This window comes from Phycobacter sedimenti, assembly GCF_038148855.1.
Lineage (GTDB): Bacteria > Pseudomonadota > Alphaproteobacteria > Rhodobacterales > Rhodobacteraceae > Phycobacter > Phycobacter sedimenti.
Window position 1 is genome coordinate 62,330 of sequence record NZ_JBBVGR010000004.1, and the last position, 16,626, is coordinate 78,955.

Consider the following 16,626-nt stretch of genomic DNA (forward strand, 5'->3'; position numbering starts at 1 on the left):
CATCCCATGAAACTCATCGACCTCGCCCGTCCCCTCGAAAACACAGAATACGCTGACCCGCCGGGTTTGGGGCCCAAGATCGATTATATGAACCACCAGGAAACGGCGCAGCAGCTCCTGAGTTTTTTCCCCGGTGTGACTGCCGATGATCTGCCAGGGCGCGAAGGGTGGGCCGTCGAAAGCGTTTCCCTGTCGACCCACAATGGAACACACCTTGATGCGCCGTATCACTATCACTCGACGATGGATGGCGGCGCCCGCGCGATCACCATTGACGAGGTGCCGCTGGAATGGTGCTGGGGGCGCGGCGTGAAGCTCGATTTCCGTGCCTTTGAAGATGGCTATGTGGCCACCCCTGAGGATGTCGAGGCGGAGCTTTCGCGCATTGATCATGAGCTGAACGAAGGCGATATCGTTCTGGTCAACACCGCAGCAGGAGCCGTCTATGGCAAGCCTGAATATGTCGCCACGGGCTGCGGTATCGGGCGCGCCGCGACCAACTATTTGACCGAACGCGGCGTGCGCATCACCGGCACCGATGCCTGGAGCTGGGATGCCCCCTTCATCCACACCGCCAAACGGGTGGCAGAAACGGGGGACGCCTCTCTGATCTGGGAAGGCCACCGCGCCGGCATGGATCGCGCCTATTGCCATATCGAAAAGCTGGGCAACCTCGAGACGCTGCCAAGCACCGGCTTCGAGGTGATCTGCTTTCCTGTCAGCATCAAGGGCGCAAGCGCCGGCTGGTGCCGTCCCGTGGCCGTCATCCGGGATGCATCATGAAGAAAACGACTGACAGAAAGCAGCAGGGACAGGACTTGTCCTAATCGACGGTCCGAAACCAACGGACAAACCGGGACGACCGATCACCGTCTGCCGCGACGCCTGCATGGCTATTGCGACAGGTGCCTGCGCCGTTCCGACAACTGCGCGTGTCTTTGTGAATGGCACCGAGAATGGAGGAGACGCCTAGATGAAACTTGTAACACTTGCCGATGGCACCCGTGATGGCCGCCTGCATGTGGTCAGCCGTGACGGCACAAGGGTGCTTCCCGTCGCCGGGGCCAAATGCCTGCAGGACGCGATGGAGACCTGGGATGCGCTGCAACCGGAATTGAACCGCCTGGCCCAACAGGTCCAAGACGACGGTGAACCCCTTGAAGCGCAAGCCACCTTGGCCCCCTTTCCCCGGGCGGTTCAGTGGCTTGATGGTTCCGCATTTGAAACCCATATGCTGTTGATGCAACGGGCCTGGGGATTGCCTGTCACTGGCCTTCCGGAGCGACCGCTCATGTATCAGGGCATGTCGGATCGCTTTCTGGCCCCGAGGGAAATGGCCGTTTTCCCCTCTGCCGAGGATGGAATTGATTTCGAGGGCGAATTCGGCGTGATCCTGGGAGATGTCCCCATGGGCACCCCTGCCGAAGACGCTCTGCAATATGTCCGCCTGATTGTTCTGATCAACGACTGGAGCCTGCGTGCCCTTGGCCCCATCGAAATGGCCACCGGCTTTGGCTGGCTGCAATGCAAACCGGCCTGCGGCGTGGCGCCCTTTGCCGTCAGTCCAGATGAACTGGGAGAGGTCTGGCGCGATGGGCGGGTGTGCCTGCCCCTGACAATCCACCGCAATGATACGCTCTTTGGTCGGGCCAATGGCCAGGAGATGAAATTCGGCTTTGGTGAACTGATTGCCCATGCTGCCTATTCCCGTGATCTGCCCGCAGGCACCATTCTGGGCTCGGGCACGGTGGCCAATGAAGACTACGGGAACGTCGGCTCAAGCTGCATTGCTGAACGCCGCGCCATAGAACAGATCGAAAGCGGGGACGCCGCAACGCCCTTTCTGACCGACGGAGATGTCGTGACCATGGAGGCGCATCTTCCGACTGGCGGCAGCGTATTCGGTCAGATCGCCCAGAGGGTCTCGATCCGGACCTGAACGTGACGAATCCGCAGGGGGCTGCTACACTTGCAGCCTCCATGCCGTCTTGCCGGCTGCCCTAGCGCGCCGTCCGGCGGGCGATGTTGAAACGGCTCCGGTATTCGCCCGGACTGGTGCCCGTTATCGACTTGAACAATCGGCAAAAGGCCGGGACATCCTGATAGCCGACCTGCCAGCACACCGAAGCGACCGGGTCTGCGGTCAGTTCCAGCAGGCCTTTGGCCTTTTCGACGCGGAGCTCTTGAACGTATCGGTTAACCGACAACCCTGTAAGGGCCGGGAACTTGCGATGCAGCGAGCGCTCGGAAACTCCGGCCTGCCGCGCCAGCGCTGCCACCGTCAAGTCAGCTCCCAGATTGCCCTCGATCCACATCTGAAGAGAGCGGATCGTCTGGTCCTTGTGGGTGAACTCAGGGCGAAACGAGCGAAAGTTGCGCTGGTCACGGCCCGTCGGATCGATCAGCATCTGACGACACAGACGCGACACCGCAGAAGGCCCCAGCCAGCGCCCAACCAGATGCACACCCAGATCGACCCACGCCATAACTCCGCCTGCGGTCACAATGTCATTGTCATCCAGCAGGGTGCGTTCAGGGTTCAGTTGCACCTTGGGAAAGCGGGATGCGAATTCGGCTTCGAGCGCCCAATGGGTTGTCGCCGGACGGCCATCAAGAACACCCGCCTCTGCCAGCCAGAAACTGCCAGCGCAGGCCGAGCACAGCAGCGCACCGCCCTCATGCTGGCTGATGATCCATTCATGAAGGGCAAGGTCCCCCGCTCCGCGCACGCCGGTCAGATTGGGCGGGAAGATAACCGCATCGAACCGGGACGACCGGTCGATCTTTCCCGGCAGCACAACACAATGGGATATTCCAGCACCCGAGTCCGCTGCCGCGTATCGGCTGGCCACATCGAAGATCTCACCGAGGCCATGCACGGCGGATTGCTGAACCCCGTCATAGGCAACAATTGCAACGCTTGGCGTATTTCGCACAATGTATGTCATACATGCCAATCGTAGTGGCGCGGTGTGCTGGCGTAAAGATCAAACACAGTAGATGACCATGTCCCAAGAGAGGCTCACATGCCAAAGACCGCGCTCCTGTTGATCGATATCCAGAACGACTATTTCCCCAGTTTCAAGGGCAGCCGCATGGCGCTGCCGAACATGGACGCCGCCGCACAAAGGGCAGCCGAGCTGCTGGCGGCGGCGCGCGAGACCGAAACGCCGGTGATCCACGTCCGGCATGTCATGGCCTCGGACGCTGCCCCGTTTTTCAAACCGGGCACCGCTGGGGCCGCACTGCACGAAAGCGTCACGCCACAGCCAGACGAGCCGATCATCGACAAACCCCGGCCCAACAGCTTTGTCGCCACTGGCCTTGAAAAGCACCTGCGCGAGGCGGGCATCGACTATCTGGTGATCTGCGGCGCGATGAGCCAGATGTGCATTGACGCAACCGTTCGGGCAGCTGCCGATCTTAGCTTTACAGTCACCGTGGCAAGCGATGCCTGCGCCGCAGCGAATGTAAGCCACGGGGGCGTGGACGTGCCTGCCGATCTGGTCCATGCCGCGATCATGGCACCCTTGGCATCAAGCTATGGCCAGGTGCGGGCAGCATCGGACTGCATCGAGGTCCTGCGCCAGGGGGGCTAGACGCAAGAAATCGGGAGCGCATCCTCCCCATGCGCTCCCGTTCCGTGAGTCCCCATTCCTGTCGGCCGGATCACGGCCTACCAGGCGTTGTACGCCAGGTATTTACCAGACATCTCGAGCTTGACCCGATCGCCCTTTTCGTGAGGCACGCGGGTGATCTGCATGTCGAAATCGATGGCGGACATGATGCCGGTTCCGAATTTCTCTTCGATCAGCGCCTTGATGGTCGGGCCATAAACCCCGACGATTTCATAAAGGCGGTAGATGCAGGGGTCCGTTGGCACGGATTGCTCCCAGACCTTGGTCGGCGGCTCTTCCAGCACCGATGCGGCCTCTTGTGGCAGGGACAGCGCGGTCACCAGCGCTTCGGCCTTGTCCTTTGGGAAGGCGTTCATGCCCATGCAGGCCGAATGGGTCCAGACCGGTGACATGTCGATCTTGTCGGCGATGCCTTCCCAGGTCAGCCCGGCCTGTTTCTTGGCCGAGAGGATCATCATCGTCACGTCTTCTTTGGTCATCATGGTGGGAACCTCAAACGTATCTTTCATTTGTTTTTCTCCTTCTTGTTCTTGTTTTTTTTCGCGCCAAACTAATCGTTCACGGCATGCAGGCGTGGGGCCGGTTCGGGCTCTGGCTCTGCCGCAGCAGTCTTGTCGATGCGCACGGTGGTCGGGCGCTGATCGGGATCGTCGCTTTTCTGTCCTGCCAGTTCTTTCGAGCGTTGGCCGAGGAACTGCACCAGGTGGTTGCGGATCGCGTAGTAATTGGGATGCTCGACGATCTCGGTGCGGCTGCGTGGGCGCGGTATGGTGATCTCGACTGACTCCGCGACGCGCGCAAAGGGACCATTGGTCATGAGCAGGATCCGGTCGGCCAGAAGGATCGCCTCGTCGATGTCGTGGGTGATCATGAAGACCGTCTGCTCGGTCCCACCCCAGATCTTCAAAAGCTCGTCCTGAATGGTACCCCGCGTCAGCGCATCGAGCGCCCCGAAGGGTTCGTCCAGCAGCAAAAGCTTGGGGTGGTTGGCAAAGGCCCGCGCGATGGACACCCGCTGGCGCATGCCCCCCGACAGCTGACTGGGCTTGCGATGCACCACGTCACCTTCAAGGCCCACCATGGCCAGGTAGTCGCGGGCGTGCTGCTCGACCTTGGCCTTGGACCATTTCGGATATCGCGCCTTCACGCCGAAGGTCACGTTCTTCAGGGTCGAGAGCCAGGGCAGCAGCGAATAGTTCTGAAACACCACCCCGCGATCCAGCGAGGGGCCGGAAACCTCGGTGCCATCCATCTTGACCCCGCCCGAGGTCGGCTCGGCCAGCCCCGCCAGGATGTTCATGATCGTCGACTTGCCGCAGCCGGAGTGGCCGAGGATGCAGACGAACTCTCCCTTGTCGATGCCGAAGGTGGCGTTTTCGAACACGGTCAGGGTGCCCCCCTGACCATCTGGGAATTGCTGCGTCAGACGCTCAATGCTGAGAAAGGGTTTAGGCATGGGTATGCTCCTATTCCGCGTAGGCGACGGCGCGCTGCAGGACACCAAAGGCGGCATCCAGCAACATGCCCACGACGCCGATCATGAGGATCGAGAAGATGACGGAGGTGAGGTCGAGATTGTTCCACTCGTTCCAGACGTAGTAGCCAATGCCGGTCCCCCCAACGAGCATCTCTGCCGCCACGATCACCAGCCAAGCGATTCCGATGGAAATCCGCATGCCGGTGATGATGGTCGGCGCAGCGGCCGGCAGAATCACCGTAAAGGCGGTGCGCAGGGGGCCGAGTTCATGGGTCCGGGCCACATTCACCCAGTCCTCGCGCACGCCGGCCACGCCAAAGGCGGTATTCAGCAACATCGGCCAGATCGAACAGATGAAGATCACGAAGATCGCCGAGGCCTCGCTGTCCTGGATGATGAACAGCGCCAGCGGCATCCAGGCCAGCGGCGAGATCGGGCGCAGCACCTGAATGAAGGGATTGAAGGCCTTGTAGGCCACCTGGCTCATCCCGATGAGGAAGCCCAGCGGGATCGCGATCAGCGCCGCCATCAGATAGCCGGTCAGCACCCGGTAGATGGAATAGCCGATCTGGATGCCGATCCCCTTGTCGTTGGGGCCAGCATCATAGAACGGGTTCGACAGCTGCTCCCAGGCCTTTGCCAGAACCTGGCTTGGCGGCGGCACGCCTGCCTTGGGGGCACCGCCCCCGGTCAGGCGTTCGTATTCGGTCAGCTCTGCGGCCGCCTTCTGGGCTGGTATGGCGGCCTCCCAGATCAGGAGGCCCACCACCAGCATCACCACCGACAGGATCAGCGCGCGCTGGTTTGTTGAAAGGTTGTCCAGCATGGATCAGCCCTTTCCGATCGCAAAGCTGGAGACGTACTCTTCTGGCTTGGCCGGATCGAAGGTCTTGCCCATGATGGTGTGGGATTTGTAGGTGACGTCCGGCGCCTCGTAGCCGAGATCGTTCATCACCTTCTTGGCATCGGCCGCGAGGTAAACCTGCTCGGCCACCGATTTGTAGTCCACATCGCCTTCGATATAGCCCCAGCGCTTCATCTGCGTAAGGATCCAGACCCCCATCGAATGCCAGGGGAAGGGGTCGAAATCGATGCGGTCGGGCACGCGCTGCACTTCGCCCAGACCATCGGCATAGGTGCCTGTCAGCACCTGCTCGATCACCGGAACCGGCTGGTTCAGATAGTTCGTCGGTGCGATGGCTTCGGAGATCTCCTTTCGATTCTCGGGGTTGGAGGCGTATTGCGTGGCATCGATGATGGATTTCAGCAGGGCGCCATAGGTGTTCGGCAGTTCGGTCGCAAAGGACAGCGGCGCAGCAAAGGCGCAGCAGGGGTGGCCCTCCCAGATGTCCTTGGTCAGCATATGGATGAAGCCGATACCTTCCCAGACGGCACGCTGGTTGAAGGGGTCGGGCGACAGATACCCGTCAAGGTTCCCGGCGCGCAGGTTGGCAACCATCTCTGGCGGCGGCACAACGCGGATCTGGATGTCCACATCGGGGTCGAGGCCATGCTCGGCCACGTAGTAGCGCAGCAGGAAGTTGTGCATCGAATATTCGAAGGGCACGCCGAAGGTGAAACCCTTCCACTGTTTCGGATCGCGCTTGTCCAGATGCTCGTTCGACAGGACGATGGCCTGGCCGTTGATGTTCTCGACCGCGGGCATGATGTAGGGTTCCGCGATGGACCCGGCGCCCAGCGTCATCGCCAGCGGCATCGGCGTCAGCATGTGGCTGGCGTCATATTCGCCCGACAGGGACTTGTCCCGCGCCACCGCCCAGCCGGCCGTCTTGATGACCTGTGCGTTAAGGCCATAGCGTTCGTAGAACCCCATGGGCTGGGCCATGATGATGGGCGTTGCGCAGGTGATAGGCACAAAGCCGATGTTGAGATCCGATTTCTCCGGCGGGCCTAGTTCATCAAGGATCGCCGCCTTGGCCTTTTCGATCGGGAAGACAGAGGCAAGGGCCGCTGCAACGGTGCCCCCGCCCAGCATGCCCATGAAAGACCGGCGCCCGATGTCATTCTGACCAAAGACCGAGCGCACGACGGCGCTCTCAACTGCGCGCTCCAGCATCTGTTCCGAGGACATTTGCGCAGGCTCGGCGTGGGTCTTGTCGTGTCCGTGGCTCGACAGGCACCCCTCGCAACCGCAGTCGGCACCGTGCCGCAGGTCTGTCTTTTCGGAGAACGGATTTCCAAGGCTCTTGATCGTCATGGGGGTCCCTTTCGCAGTCAGTGTTTTGTTAACCCTGACAGGCAAAACGACGGGAAAAAAGCTACCGCCCAACATTTGTGCAGCAAACAAAATACATTTAAATCAGATACTTGACTTTATCCTTCAGTATGGCTTATTACGACATTTCGTAATTTACGAGATTTCGTTTTCGACACCCCCAACAGTCCCTTAAGCTGTCACCATGTCTCTTGATCTTCTCGATGCCGATTCCCTGTTGCAGTCCATTCCGGAAGCGACCCTGATCCTCGACACGAGCGCGGACCGCATTGTGGACTGGAACCGTCCAGCAGCGCTTCTGCTGGAAGGGCGAGAGGCCGCAAACCCTGCCCCCTTCTCCCATTATCTTGGCGCGGCCATGCCTCGCTTTGTGGTCTTCATCGAAGAGGTCGACTATCGCGGCGCAGGCTGGACGCGGGATGTGCCGCTGCGCAGCGCGGATGGCAATGTGCTGAAATGCGAAATACGCGCGCAACCGGTGCCGGGACAGGAGGGCTGGCTGATACTTGCCATCACGGACCTGCGCGCACTCGATCAACGCGCCGAATCTGCCGCCCTGGCCGAGACCTTTCGCGCCGGTCTGGCGAACTGGAAGCGGACGGAAGGCTTCTTTGCAGAGCTGGAACGCCAGAACCAGCTGATCCTCAATGCGGCCGGCGAAGGCATCTATGGCGTCAACGCCGAGGGCAAGACCACCTTCGTCAACCGCGCCGCCCGCGAGATGCTGGGGTGGACCGCCGAAGACCTTCTGGGAAAAGACATCCATTCGATGATCCACCACCATCACCTGAGCGGAGAGATCTATCACTCCCATGAGTGCCCGATCTACCGCTCCTTCCGCTTTGAGCAGGTCCACCGGATCGAGGACGAAGTGTTCTGGCGCAAGGATGGCAAGCCGATCCGCGTCGAATATGTCTCCACGCCCATCTACGATCAGCAGGTTCTCGCAGGGGCCGTGGTCATCTTTCGCGATATCACCGAGCGCAAGGAAAGCGAGCGCAAGCTGCGCGACGCCATGGAGGAAGTCGCCGCACTGCGGGACAGGCTGGAACAGGAGAACGCCTACCTTCAGGAGGCGATCACCTCCGAGCGCGCGCACCATGACATCATCGGAACGTCACCCGCAATCCGGCAGATCGTGGCCCGGATCGACCTCGTGGCCCAGACTGCGGCCACCGTGCTGATCACCGGCGAGACCGGCACCGGCAAATCCCTGGTCGCAACCGAGATTCACAAGACCAGCCCGCGCGCAAAACGCCCCCTCATTCACTTCAAGTGCAGCTCGGTCGCCCCGGAAGAGGTCGAGGCAGAACTGTTCGGCCAGATGCGCGGAGCCCCCAATGGCGCGACGCGTGACAAGCCCGGCAAACTGGAACTGGCCCATGGCGGCACGCTCTTCGTGGATGATGTGGAGGAAATGCCGCTGGAGATCCAGGGCAAGCTCTTGCACGCGTTGCAAAAGGGCGCGGTGATCCGGCTAGGCGATACGCGGGAAAAGCCCCTGGACATTCGGGTGATCGCAGCGACGTCCCTATCCGAGGATGCCGTGCGCCGCAGCGGGCGCATTCGCGAAGACCTACATCTTTTTCTCAATGTCTTTCCGATCTCCTGCCCACCCCTGCGCGAAAGGCCAGAGGATATCCCCCTGCTGGCAGCTCATCTCCTGAAGATCGCCTGCCGCAGGTTCAACCGGCAGGCGCCCGTCATTACCGAGCGCGCCGTAGCGCAGATGCAGGCCTATGACTGGCCCGGCAACGTGCGTGAATTGCACAACGTGATGGAGCGCGCCGCAATTGTCTCGCGCGAGAACAAGCTGGTGCTGGAGCTGTACGCAGGCGCGCCCGAAGCGCCTCAGGGGCGCGCCCCCTTTGTAACCGAAGCGCGGATGCAGGACATGATGCGAAGCAATATCGTGGCGGCCCTGCGCGAGACCGAAGGACGGGTATCCGGCGACAACGGGGCAGCTGCGCTGTTGCAGATCAAGCCAACGACGCTTTATTCGCGGATCAAATCCTTCGGGATCACGCAGATGGACTGGGCCTAACCCGCGTCCACCGGCGCGTCACCGGCCAGCTTGCCCAGCACCACTGCCGCCAGCAGCCCATTGCCCGACAGGTAACCGCTATCGGCCTTGCCGGACACACCGCAGGCCGCCCCGCCCCCTGCATATAGATTTTCAAACGGAGTTCCCTCCCGGTGCAGGACCCGCGCCGATGCATCGGTGCGCAGCCCGCCTTGGGTGTGAAACAGCGCGCCGGTGACCCGCACCCCGCAATAGGGCGGTTTCAGGGGCTCGCCGGAAAAGCTGCGCCCAAAGGCATCGGTTCCTCCATTCGGCAATTCAGCCAGGGTTTGCGCCAATTGCCCGGGCGGCAGGCCGAGATCCTGCGCAAGCCCTTCGACGGTATCGCTCTGGCGGATCGCGCCAGCCGCCTCGGCCTGTTTAAAATCCTCGAACTGGCGGGCAATCCCGGCGATGCGGGCATCGAAGATGGTAAAGGCCTCGCCGCCCGGCTGGGACAGCACCGCCTGTGACGCCTCTGAGTAGCCCTGCGCCTCGTTCCAGAAGCGCCGCCCGTCCCGGTTCACCTGGATGCCGCCTTCGGTGATGGTCGCCCAGGTGATCAGGATCCCATGCGGGTGCGCGACGTTGCCATGGCCCTGATAGGCGCCAAGATGCACCAGATCCGCGCCGAGCTCTTTCCCCCAAAGCACCGCTTCGCCCCGGTTGCCGTCATGGCCGAACCACAGCCCGTCCTTGATGCCCGGCAGCAGCTCGGTCACCAGATCGCGATTGCCGCCAAACCCGTTGCAGGCAAGGATCAGCTTTTGACAGCCGATCTCCTCGACCCCGCCATCGGGGCGGGCGACGGCAATGCCCGAGATCCGCTTGCCCTGATGAAAGAGGCGCGTCGCGCGGCGTTCGAAGATGATGTCGATGCCTTCGGCTTCGCAGGCGGCCCGCAGGGCGTTGATCAGCTCGGCGCCCGACCGGCTGGGCAGCCCGTGCATCCGGTGACGGCTGTGTCCGGGGTAGGTGAAATTGTCGATCACGGAAAAAGGCAGCCCGTAGCGGTCGCTCAGCCAATCGATCACCCCGGCAGAAACGGAGGCCAAAAGGCCCACAAGCACCGGGTCATTCTCACCCTTGGCCTTGGCCTGAATGTCGGCGGCAAACAGCGCTGGGTCGTCTTGGATCCCGGCCTCCGCTTGCGCCCGTGTCCCCGCTGCCGGGATCAACCCCGCCGACAGGGCGGTCGATCCGCTGGCCACCGCCTCTGCCTCGACCACCAGCACCGACTGGCCAGTCTCATGCGCGGCCAGGGCCGCGACCAGCCCGCAGGCCCCGGCACCGATGATCAGCGTTTCGCAGTCAAAATCGAATTCGGGCGGCGGCGCGCAGACCTCAATCGTCTTTTCGGTCATAGCTTGCGCCCTTGGCCAGCATGTCTGCAGTACCGATGACCTCGTTGAGACCGGCAAAGTCATACATCCGGTCGGCAAAGGGGCGGTTGCTGCCATTGGCATGCAGGCTTTGGTAGTAGTCGCCCGCCGTCTTGGCCAGGGCACGCACGATGCCACCGGGGAAGATCACGATGGAAAAGCCCTGCTGCTCCAGATCGTCTGCGCCGGTGATCGGGGTGGCACCGCCTTCGACCATATTGGCCAGAAGCGGCACGCGATCCGAAAAGTGCCTTGCGATGCCGGTCAGCTGTTCGCGAGACTGAGGCGCCTCGATGAACAGCACATCCGCGCCTGCCTCCACATAGGTTTCGGCGCGCTCTATGGCTGCATCGAAGCCTTCGACAGCGATGGCATCAGTGCGCGCGATGATCAGCGTCTCCTCCGTGGCACGCGCATCTGCCATCGCGGCGATCTTGCCCGCCATTTCACCTGCCGAGATCAGCGATTTGTCGGTCAGGTGACCGCAGCGTTTCGGGTAGGTCTGGTCCTCCACCTGCAGGGCCGAGGCCCCTGCCCGTTCATAAAGACGCATGGTGCGCTGCGCGTTCAGTGCATTACCGAACCCCGTGTCCGCATCAATGATCACCGGAAGCGGTGTGCGGTCGGCGATCAGGGTCATGGTGTCCGCCATTTCCGACACCGAGGTGAGGCCAATGTCAGGCCGCCCCAACCGCGTGTAGGCCACGGCGGCACCGCTGAGATAGAGCGCCTCGAACCCCGCTGCGGTTGCCAGCGAAGCGGTCAGCCCGTCGTAAACGCCGGGCGCGATCAGGATGTCTTTTTGCGTCAGCCGTGTCTTGAGACTCATGCCGTTCCCTCCAACCAGGTCAGCGCCTCGGCGCAGGTCATCTGATGCGTCACCGTGCCCAGCGACATCAGCGTGGCATCGTGGACTTCGGGTTTGAAGGCTGCGCAGCCGTCGGTCAGCATCACGGTGTCGATATCGCGCAGATGCGCATCGCGCAGGGTCGAGGCAACACCGCCATTGGTGACGATGCCCCCCACGATCAGGCGGTCGACGCCGACCGCGCGCATGATATATTCCAGCCGCGTCTGGTAAAGCGCCGAATAGGCAACCTTCTCGATCACGAAATCCGCGGGAAAAAGCGCATCGACCAGCCGGTTTCCCTGGCTGCCCGGTGCAAAATCCCCCCGCCCCAGGAAGGGGCGCAGCGTCTTCAGATGTGGCGAAATCAGCGGCTCGCCCTTGCCATCGGGGACCAGGGTGAACTGGGCCGAGATATAGTGCCCGCCCCGTGCCCGGAGCGCCGCAACCAGAGGAGCGATCCGGTCAGGCAGGGCGGCAATGGCCTCGCTCGTTTGGCCCGCGCGCCCATAGGCGCCCTCAGGGTGGATGAAATCATTCTGCAGATCGATCGTCAGCAGCGCGGTGCGCGTCAGATCCCAGGTGTTCGGGTCGCTCATGACGGGTCCTTTGCCGGTTCGATGATGGTGTTGCCAAAGTCGTCGACCCGCGCCTGAAGGTTCGGCTCCACCAGCACGGTTGTGTCGGGTTGCTCCAGAATGGCAGGGCCGTTGATAACCGTCCCCACGGGTAGCGCAAGACGATCATAAATCGCAGTGTCAAACCAGTCGGTGCCGAAATGCACCCGGCGCGTCGACTTTGGCGCGACCGTGCCCTGCCCGCGCGGGGCGAGTGTTTTCAGGTCGAACTTGGGCCGTTTGCCGGTCACGGCGCTGCGCAGATTGAGGATCCGCCGCACGCCATTCTTCAAAAGCCGCCCAAAGGTGGCGCCATAGGCGGTATCAAAGGCCGCTTCGATCTCGGCCCTGCTGGGGGCGATGACCTTGCCATCCGTCACCTCAACGCTGAGGGGAACCGAAACCGTGTGGGTCTGTCCTACATAGGCCATGTCGAGTTCGAAGGTGACTTCGCGCGCCTCGAATGTGGTGCGCGCCGCATCAAGCAGGGCCATCCCCTGATCCGCATGATCCTGCATGAAGGCGCCCAACGCGGGTTCGTCCAGAGTGTTCACCAGAGAGTTGATGGTCTGCACGAAATCCTGCCGCATGTCCGCGATCACGCAGCCCATGGCCGAAGTCACGCCGGGATAACGGGGTACGATGGCACGGGCGATGCCCACCTCGCCCAGCATGGCGCCGGTATGCAGCGCGCCGCCGCCGCCAAAGGGCATGAAGGCAAAACGCTTGGGATCAAAGCCGCGCTCGATACTGACCAGACGGATCGCGCCAGCCATGCGGGAGTTCGCGACCCGCAGGATCGCCTCGGCGGCCTCTACCGTGGACAGGCCCAGCGGCTCCCCCACATGAGTATCGATGGCCTTGCTGGCCGCCTCTACATCCAGACGCTCGAGTTTACCGCCGATGGGGTTGTCCGGGTCGATCCGGCCCAGAACAACATTTGCGTCCGTGACCGTCGGGCGCGTGTTGCCCAGGCCATAGGCCACCGGGCCAGGGTTGGATCCCGCGCTTTCGGGGCCAATGTTCAAAAGCCCGCCCTTGTCGACCCAGGCGATAGAACCGCCGCCCGCGCCGATGGTGGTGATCTCGATCATCGGGGTGCGCACCACCATGCCAAAGTCGATCGAGGTCTGCGGCGACAGCATCGACTGCCCCTCGGCGATCAGCGACACATCGAAACTGGTGCCACCCATATCGCCGGTGATGATGTTGTCGAACCCTGCCGAGGACGCGATGTAGCCCGCCGCGATCACACCCGCTGCCGGGCCGGACAGGGCCGTGCGCACCGGCAGGCGGCAGGCGGTATCCACCGCCATCACCCCGCCATTGGACTGTACGATCATGAACTCCCCATCAAAGCCGCCCGACTTCAGCGCATTCTCAAGTCGGCCCAGATAGCCCGAGACCTCGGGCTGCAGATAGGCGTTGAGCGCGGTGGTCGAGAAGCGTTCGAATTCGCGGATTTCCGGCAGGATCTCGGAGGAGGCCGAGACATGCGGATTGGGCCAGACCGCGCGCACGGCGGCAACCGCGGCGGCCTCGTTCTTGGGGTTGGCATAGGCATTGGCAAACAGGATCGCCACTGCCTCGCAGCCGTTCTCGCGCAGCTGGGCGGCGGCGGCGCGCACCGCGTCCAGATCGACGGCGGTGCGGATGGTGCCATCGGCCAGCGTACGCTCGGGCACCTCCAGACGGTTGCGGCGGTCCACCACCGGTTCGAAATCACCGCGCAGGCCCCAGGTCCGGGGGCGATCCCGGCGGCGCATCTCAAGCACATCGCGCAGACCTTCGGTGCAGATGACACCAGTCGTGGCGCCCTTGCGTTCGAGCAGAGCATTGGTGCCCGCGGTGGTGCCATGCACCACCACCGAAATTTCCGACAGATCCTTAACCTGCTGGCCAATCCCGTCAAGGAAGCCGCCCGACTGGTCAGGGCGCGTTGTCGGCACCTTGGCAACGGCGGCGCTGCCGTCCTTTTCGTTCAGAACAAAGACGTCGGTGAAAGTTCCGCCCACGTCCACGCCAATCATGCGGCCGCTCATGCCGTGACCTCCCGCCAGTTGGTTCCATAGAGCGCATCTGCGCGCGCTTCGCTTACAAGGCCGCGCGCCACATCGCGCGCCACCTCTTCGGGCGCTCGGTCGCGGACGTTGCCGTAGCCACCGCCGCCCGGCGTTTCCAGCCGCACAGCCTGGCCCTGACGCAGCTTGATCCCGCGCATCTTCGAGGCCAACGGCGGGGTCTTCCAGCCGTCATCCTGCTCGTAGGTAAAGACGTTGAGTGCCGCGTCCTGCCCTTCGGCAATGCCCTTGGGCGCAAAGCGGCCACGCTCTCCGAACAGGAAGGCCTCGGCGCCGTTTTCCTCAAGAACTTCAATCTCGTAGAGCGCGCCCATGCCGCCGCGATGGGCGCCTGCGCCAGCACTGTCAGGGCGCAAGGCCCATTTGCGGAACATCACGGGGTATGCCGCCTCGAGGATCTCCATCGGCGGGATCGTCGCGGTCGAAATGGGCGCATTGCCGTGGTTCAGACCGTCGCTTTCGGCAGATCCGCCATGGCCACCACCATAGAAACTGAACATGACCCAAGGCTGACCGTTCTTGCGCTTGCCCGCGATCGAGAGCGCGTTGATCGTGCCATAAGCGTTGGCAACCACCCGCTCCGGCGCAGCCCCAGCAAAGGCAGAGAAGATCACGTCAATCATCCGCAGGATCGTCTCGGTATAGCCCCCAGTGGGCGCCGGGAACTCTGCCGACAATAGCGATCCTTCGGGCACCTTCACGTCGATGGGTCGCATCACACCGGCATTGGCGGGCAGGCTGGGGAAGATATGTTTGATCGCCACATAGGCTGTGGCAACGGTTGTTGGCAGGGCAATGTTCACGGGGCCTGCGCATTGCGGGGCGGAGCCTGCAAAATCAAGGGTCATCCGGTCGCCCTTTATCTCCAACGCAACGCGGATCGGCAGCGGTTCATCGGTGATCCCGTCATTGTCGAGGAAATCCTCGGCCTCCCAGCGCCCATCGGGCAGCGCCTCCAGCTCCGAACGCATCAGCGCCTCGGCCCGGTGGCCCAGCGCATCAAGGCCTGCATGCACCGTGCCCGCGCCATATTCATCCAGTAGCTCGTCCATACGTTTGACGCCCAGATCCAGCGCGCCCAGCTGACCATTCAGGTCCCCCATGGCCGACTGCGGCAGGCGCGTGTTGCGCAACAGGATGTCGATGATGTCCTGATTGATGACCCCGGCGCGCGCCAGGCGGACCGGTGGCAGAACGAAAGCCTCCTGGAAAACCTCGGTCGCGGCCGGGTTGTAGTTGCCCGGCACCGCACCGCCGACGTCATGCCAGTGACCGACCGAGGCGAGGTAACAGAACAGTTCGCCATCGCGGAAATAGGGGCGCACAAGACGCATGTCGCTGAGGTGCGTGCCGCCGATATGGGCATCGTTGAAAATAAAGATGTCACCATCCTGAAGGTCGCCATCGGCTGCGGCCTTTTCGATGACAGCCTTCACCGCAAAGGACATCACCCCGACAAAGATAGGCAGGCCCGACTTGCCCTGCACCAACGTGTCGCCGCTCGTCGCGTGATACAGACCGTGGCTGGCGTCATGTGCTTCGGCGATGATCGGGTTGAAGGCTGCACGGAACAGCGTCGCATCCATTTCATCGGCGATCTGCTCCATGCGCCCGGCCAGCACCGAAAGTGTAATGGGGTCGATGTCGCTCATGCTTTTGCCTTTTCCTCTGCCATGTCGTTCCAGACATCCTGTCGTGTGATCTTGCCGCCTTCGAGTTCGAACCGGTCGATGAAACGAATCCCCGAGAACGCGGTCCCGTCCAGCCATTCACCGGACAGCGCACCGAAGCAGTAGACGATGGCCGCCGCCCCTTTGGACTGCATTGCATCGAACCGCTCGTAGGTCTTGGTCACGAACTTGTAGCGTGGCTTTGACCAGACGATCAGCTCGTCCAGAGTTGTCATTTCAGGGGCGCCCGGGAACTGCATGGTAAAGCCGGGCGCCAGCAACTCCTGCGCGGTGGTCAGATCGCGCTGCTCCATCGCCCCAAGGTAGTTTCGCACGATTTCACGCGGGTCCGGAAGGGCAGTGGCGCCGCTGCGCGACCTGCGCCCGCGCATGTACTGATCCGGCGCCATCTCGCGAATCATTACCGTAACCACATCGGGATCGGCAGGCACCACAAGGCGCACGGCATCCGTCAAAGCCTCGCCCAGACGCCGCTTTTCCTCGGCGCCGTAACCTTGCAACAGGTGCAGTTCAACAATAGGCACGCGTCTCTCCCCTGCAAAATCTGTACTATCTGTAATACAGATTGTTATCGATTGTTAATACAGAAATTGAA

General features: G+C 62.3%; 15 protein-coding genes. 4 read left to right on the plus strand and 11 right to left on the minus strand.

From position 1 onward, the window contains the following. Nucleotides 1-6: 6 nt before the first annotated feature. Nucleotides 7-783 (plus strand): cyclase family protein, encoded by a 777-nt coding sequence (locus AADA15_RS08275; protein WP_341641085.1) that lies wholly within the window; start codon nt 7-9, stop codon nt 781-783. A 190-nt stretch (nt 784-973) separates the two neighbouring features. Further along, the gene (locus AADA15_RS08280) at nt 974-1,939 is read left to right on the plus strand and encodes a fumarylacetoacetate hydrolase family protein (RefSeq protein ID WP_341641086.1); all 966 of its coding nucleotides are present in this window, start codon (nt 974-976) and stop codon (nt 1,937-1,939) included. A 61-nt stretch (nt 1,940-2,000) separates the two neighbouring features. Here AADA15_RS08280 and AADA15_RS08285 read toward each other — a convergent pair whose 3' ends face one another. Continuing rightward, on the minus strand, nt 2,001-2,948 hold the full coding sequence (locus AADA15_RS08285; protein WP_341641087.1) for a GlxA family transcriptional regulator: 948 nt from the start codon (nt 2,946-2,948) through the stop codon (nt 2,001-2,003). A gap of 78 nt (nt 2,949-3,026) precedes the next feature. Here AADA15_RS08285 and AADA15_RS08290 point away from each other — a divergent pair, with 78 nt between their 5' ends. Continuing rightward, nucleotides 3,027-3,599, plus strand: a complete 573-nt coding sequence (locus AADA15_RS08290) for a cysteine hydrolase family protein (RefSeq protein WP_341641088.1) — start codon at nt 3,027-3,029, stop codon at nt 3,597-3,599. A 77-nt stretch (nt 3,600-3,676) separates the two neighbouring features. Here AADA15_RS08290 and cynS read toward each other — a convergent pair whose 3' ends face one another. Genes cynS through AADA15_RS08310 form a run of 4 tightly spaced genes read right to left on the minus strand, consistent with a single transcriptional unit; the run spans nt 3,677 to nt 7,333 of the window. Further along, nucleotides 3,677-4,147, minus strand: a complete 471-nt coding sequence (gene cynS / locus AADA15_RS08295; protein ID WP_341641089.1) for a cyanase — start codon at nt 4,145-4,147, stop codon at nt 3,677-3,679. A 41-nt stretch (nt 4,148-4,188) separates the two neighbouring features. After that, nucleotides 4,189-5,094 (minus strand): ABC transporter ATP-binding protein, encoded by a 906-nt coding sequence (locus AADA15_RS08300; protein ID WP_341641090.1) that lies wholly within the window; start codon nt 5,092-5,094, stop codon nt 4,189-4,191. A gap of 10 nt (nt 5,095-5,104) precedes the next feature. Beyond that, complete coding sequence (gene ntrB / locus AADA15_RS08305; protein ID WP_341641091.1) at nt 5,105-5,941, minus strand: nitrate ABC transporter permease; 837 nt, start codon at nt 5,939-5,941, stop codon at nt 5,105-5,107. Between the two features lie 3 nt (nt 5,942-5,944). Further along, nucleotides 5,945-7,333: a CmpA/NrtA family ABC transporter substrate-binding protein gene (locus AADA15_RS08310; RefSeq protein ID WP_341641092.1), complete on the minus strand. Its 1,389-nt coding sequence runs from the start codon at nt 7,331-7,333 to the stop codon at nt 5,945-5,947. 202 nt (nt 7,334-7,535) lie between these two features. Here AADA15_RS08310 and AADA15_RS08315 point away from each other — a divergent pair, with 202 nt between their 5' ends. Then, nucleotides 7,536-9,395 carry a sigma 54-interacting transcriptional regulator gene (locus AADA15_RS08315; RefSeq protein WP_341641093.1) on the plus strand — a complete coding sequence of 620 codons (1,860 nt, stop codon included), beginning with the start codon at nt 7,536-7,538 and terminating at the stop codon, nt 9,393-9,395. Here AADA15_RS08315 and AADA15_RS08320 read toward each other — a convergent pair. The 6 genes from AADA15_RS08320 to AADA15_RS08345 are packed head-to-tail and all read right to left on the minus strand — an operon-like array spanning nt 9,392 to nt 16,555. Beyond that, entirely contained in the window at nt 9,392-10,777 is a 1,386-nt protein-coding gene (locus AADA15_RS08320) for an FAD-dependent oxidoreductase (protein WP_341641094.1), read from the minus strand. The genes AADA15_RS08315 and AADA15_RS08320 overlap by 4 nt on opposite strands. After that, nucleotides 10,758-11,624, minus strand: a complete 867-nt coding sequence (locus tag AADA15_RS08325) for an isocitrate lyase/PEP mutase family protein (RefSeq protein ID WP_341641095.1) — start codon at nt 11,622-11,624, stop codon at nt 10,758-10,760. Before AADA15_RS08325 ends, AADA15_RS08320 begins: the two co-directional genes overlap by 20 nt. Then, nucleotides 11,621-12,241, minus strand: coding sequence for a cysteine hydrolase family protein (locus tag AADA15_RS08330; RefSeq protein ID WP_341641096.1), 621 nt, complete (start codon nt 12,239-12,241; stop codon nt 11,621-11,623). The genes AADA15_RS08325 and AADA15_RS08330 overlap by 4 nt, the downstream gene beginning before the upstream one ends. Beyond that, complete coding sequence (locus AADA15_RS08335; RefSeq protein WP_341641097.1) at nt 12,238-14,301, minus strand: hydantoinase/oxoprolinase family protein; 2,064 nt, start codon at nt 14,299-14,301, stop codon at nt 12,238-12,240. The genes AADA15_RS08330 and AADA15_RS08335 overlap by 4 nt, the downstream gene beginning before the upstream one ends. Beyond that, nucleotides 14,298-15,992, minus strand: coding sequence for a hydantoinase B/oxoprolinase family protein (locus AADA15_RS08340; protein WP_341641098.1), 1,695 nt, complete (start codon nt 15,990-15,992; stop codon nt 14,298-14,300). The genes AADA15_RS08335 and AADA15_RS08340 overlap by 4 nt, the downstream gene beginning before the upstream one ends. Further along, a complete protein-coding gene (locus AADA15_RS08345; protein ID WP_341641099.1) occupies nt 15,989-16,555 on the minus strand; it encodes a tautomerase family protein in 567 nt (188 codons plus the stop codon). Before AADA15_RS08345 ends, AADA15_RS08340 begins: the two co-directional genes overlap by 4 nt. Nucleotides 16,556-16,626: the final 71 nt, after the last annotated feature.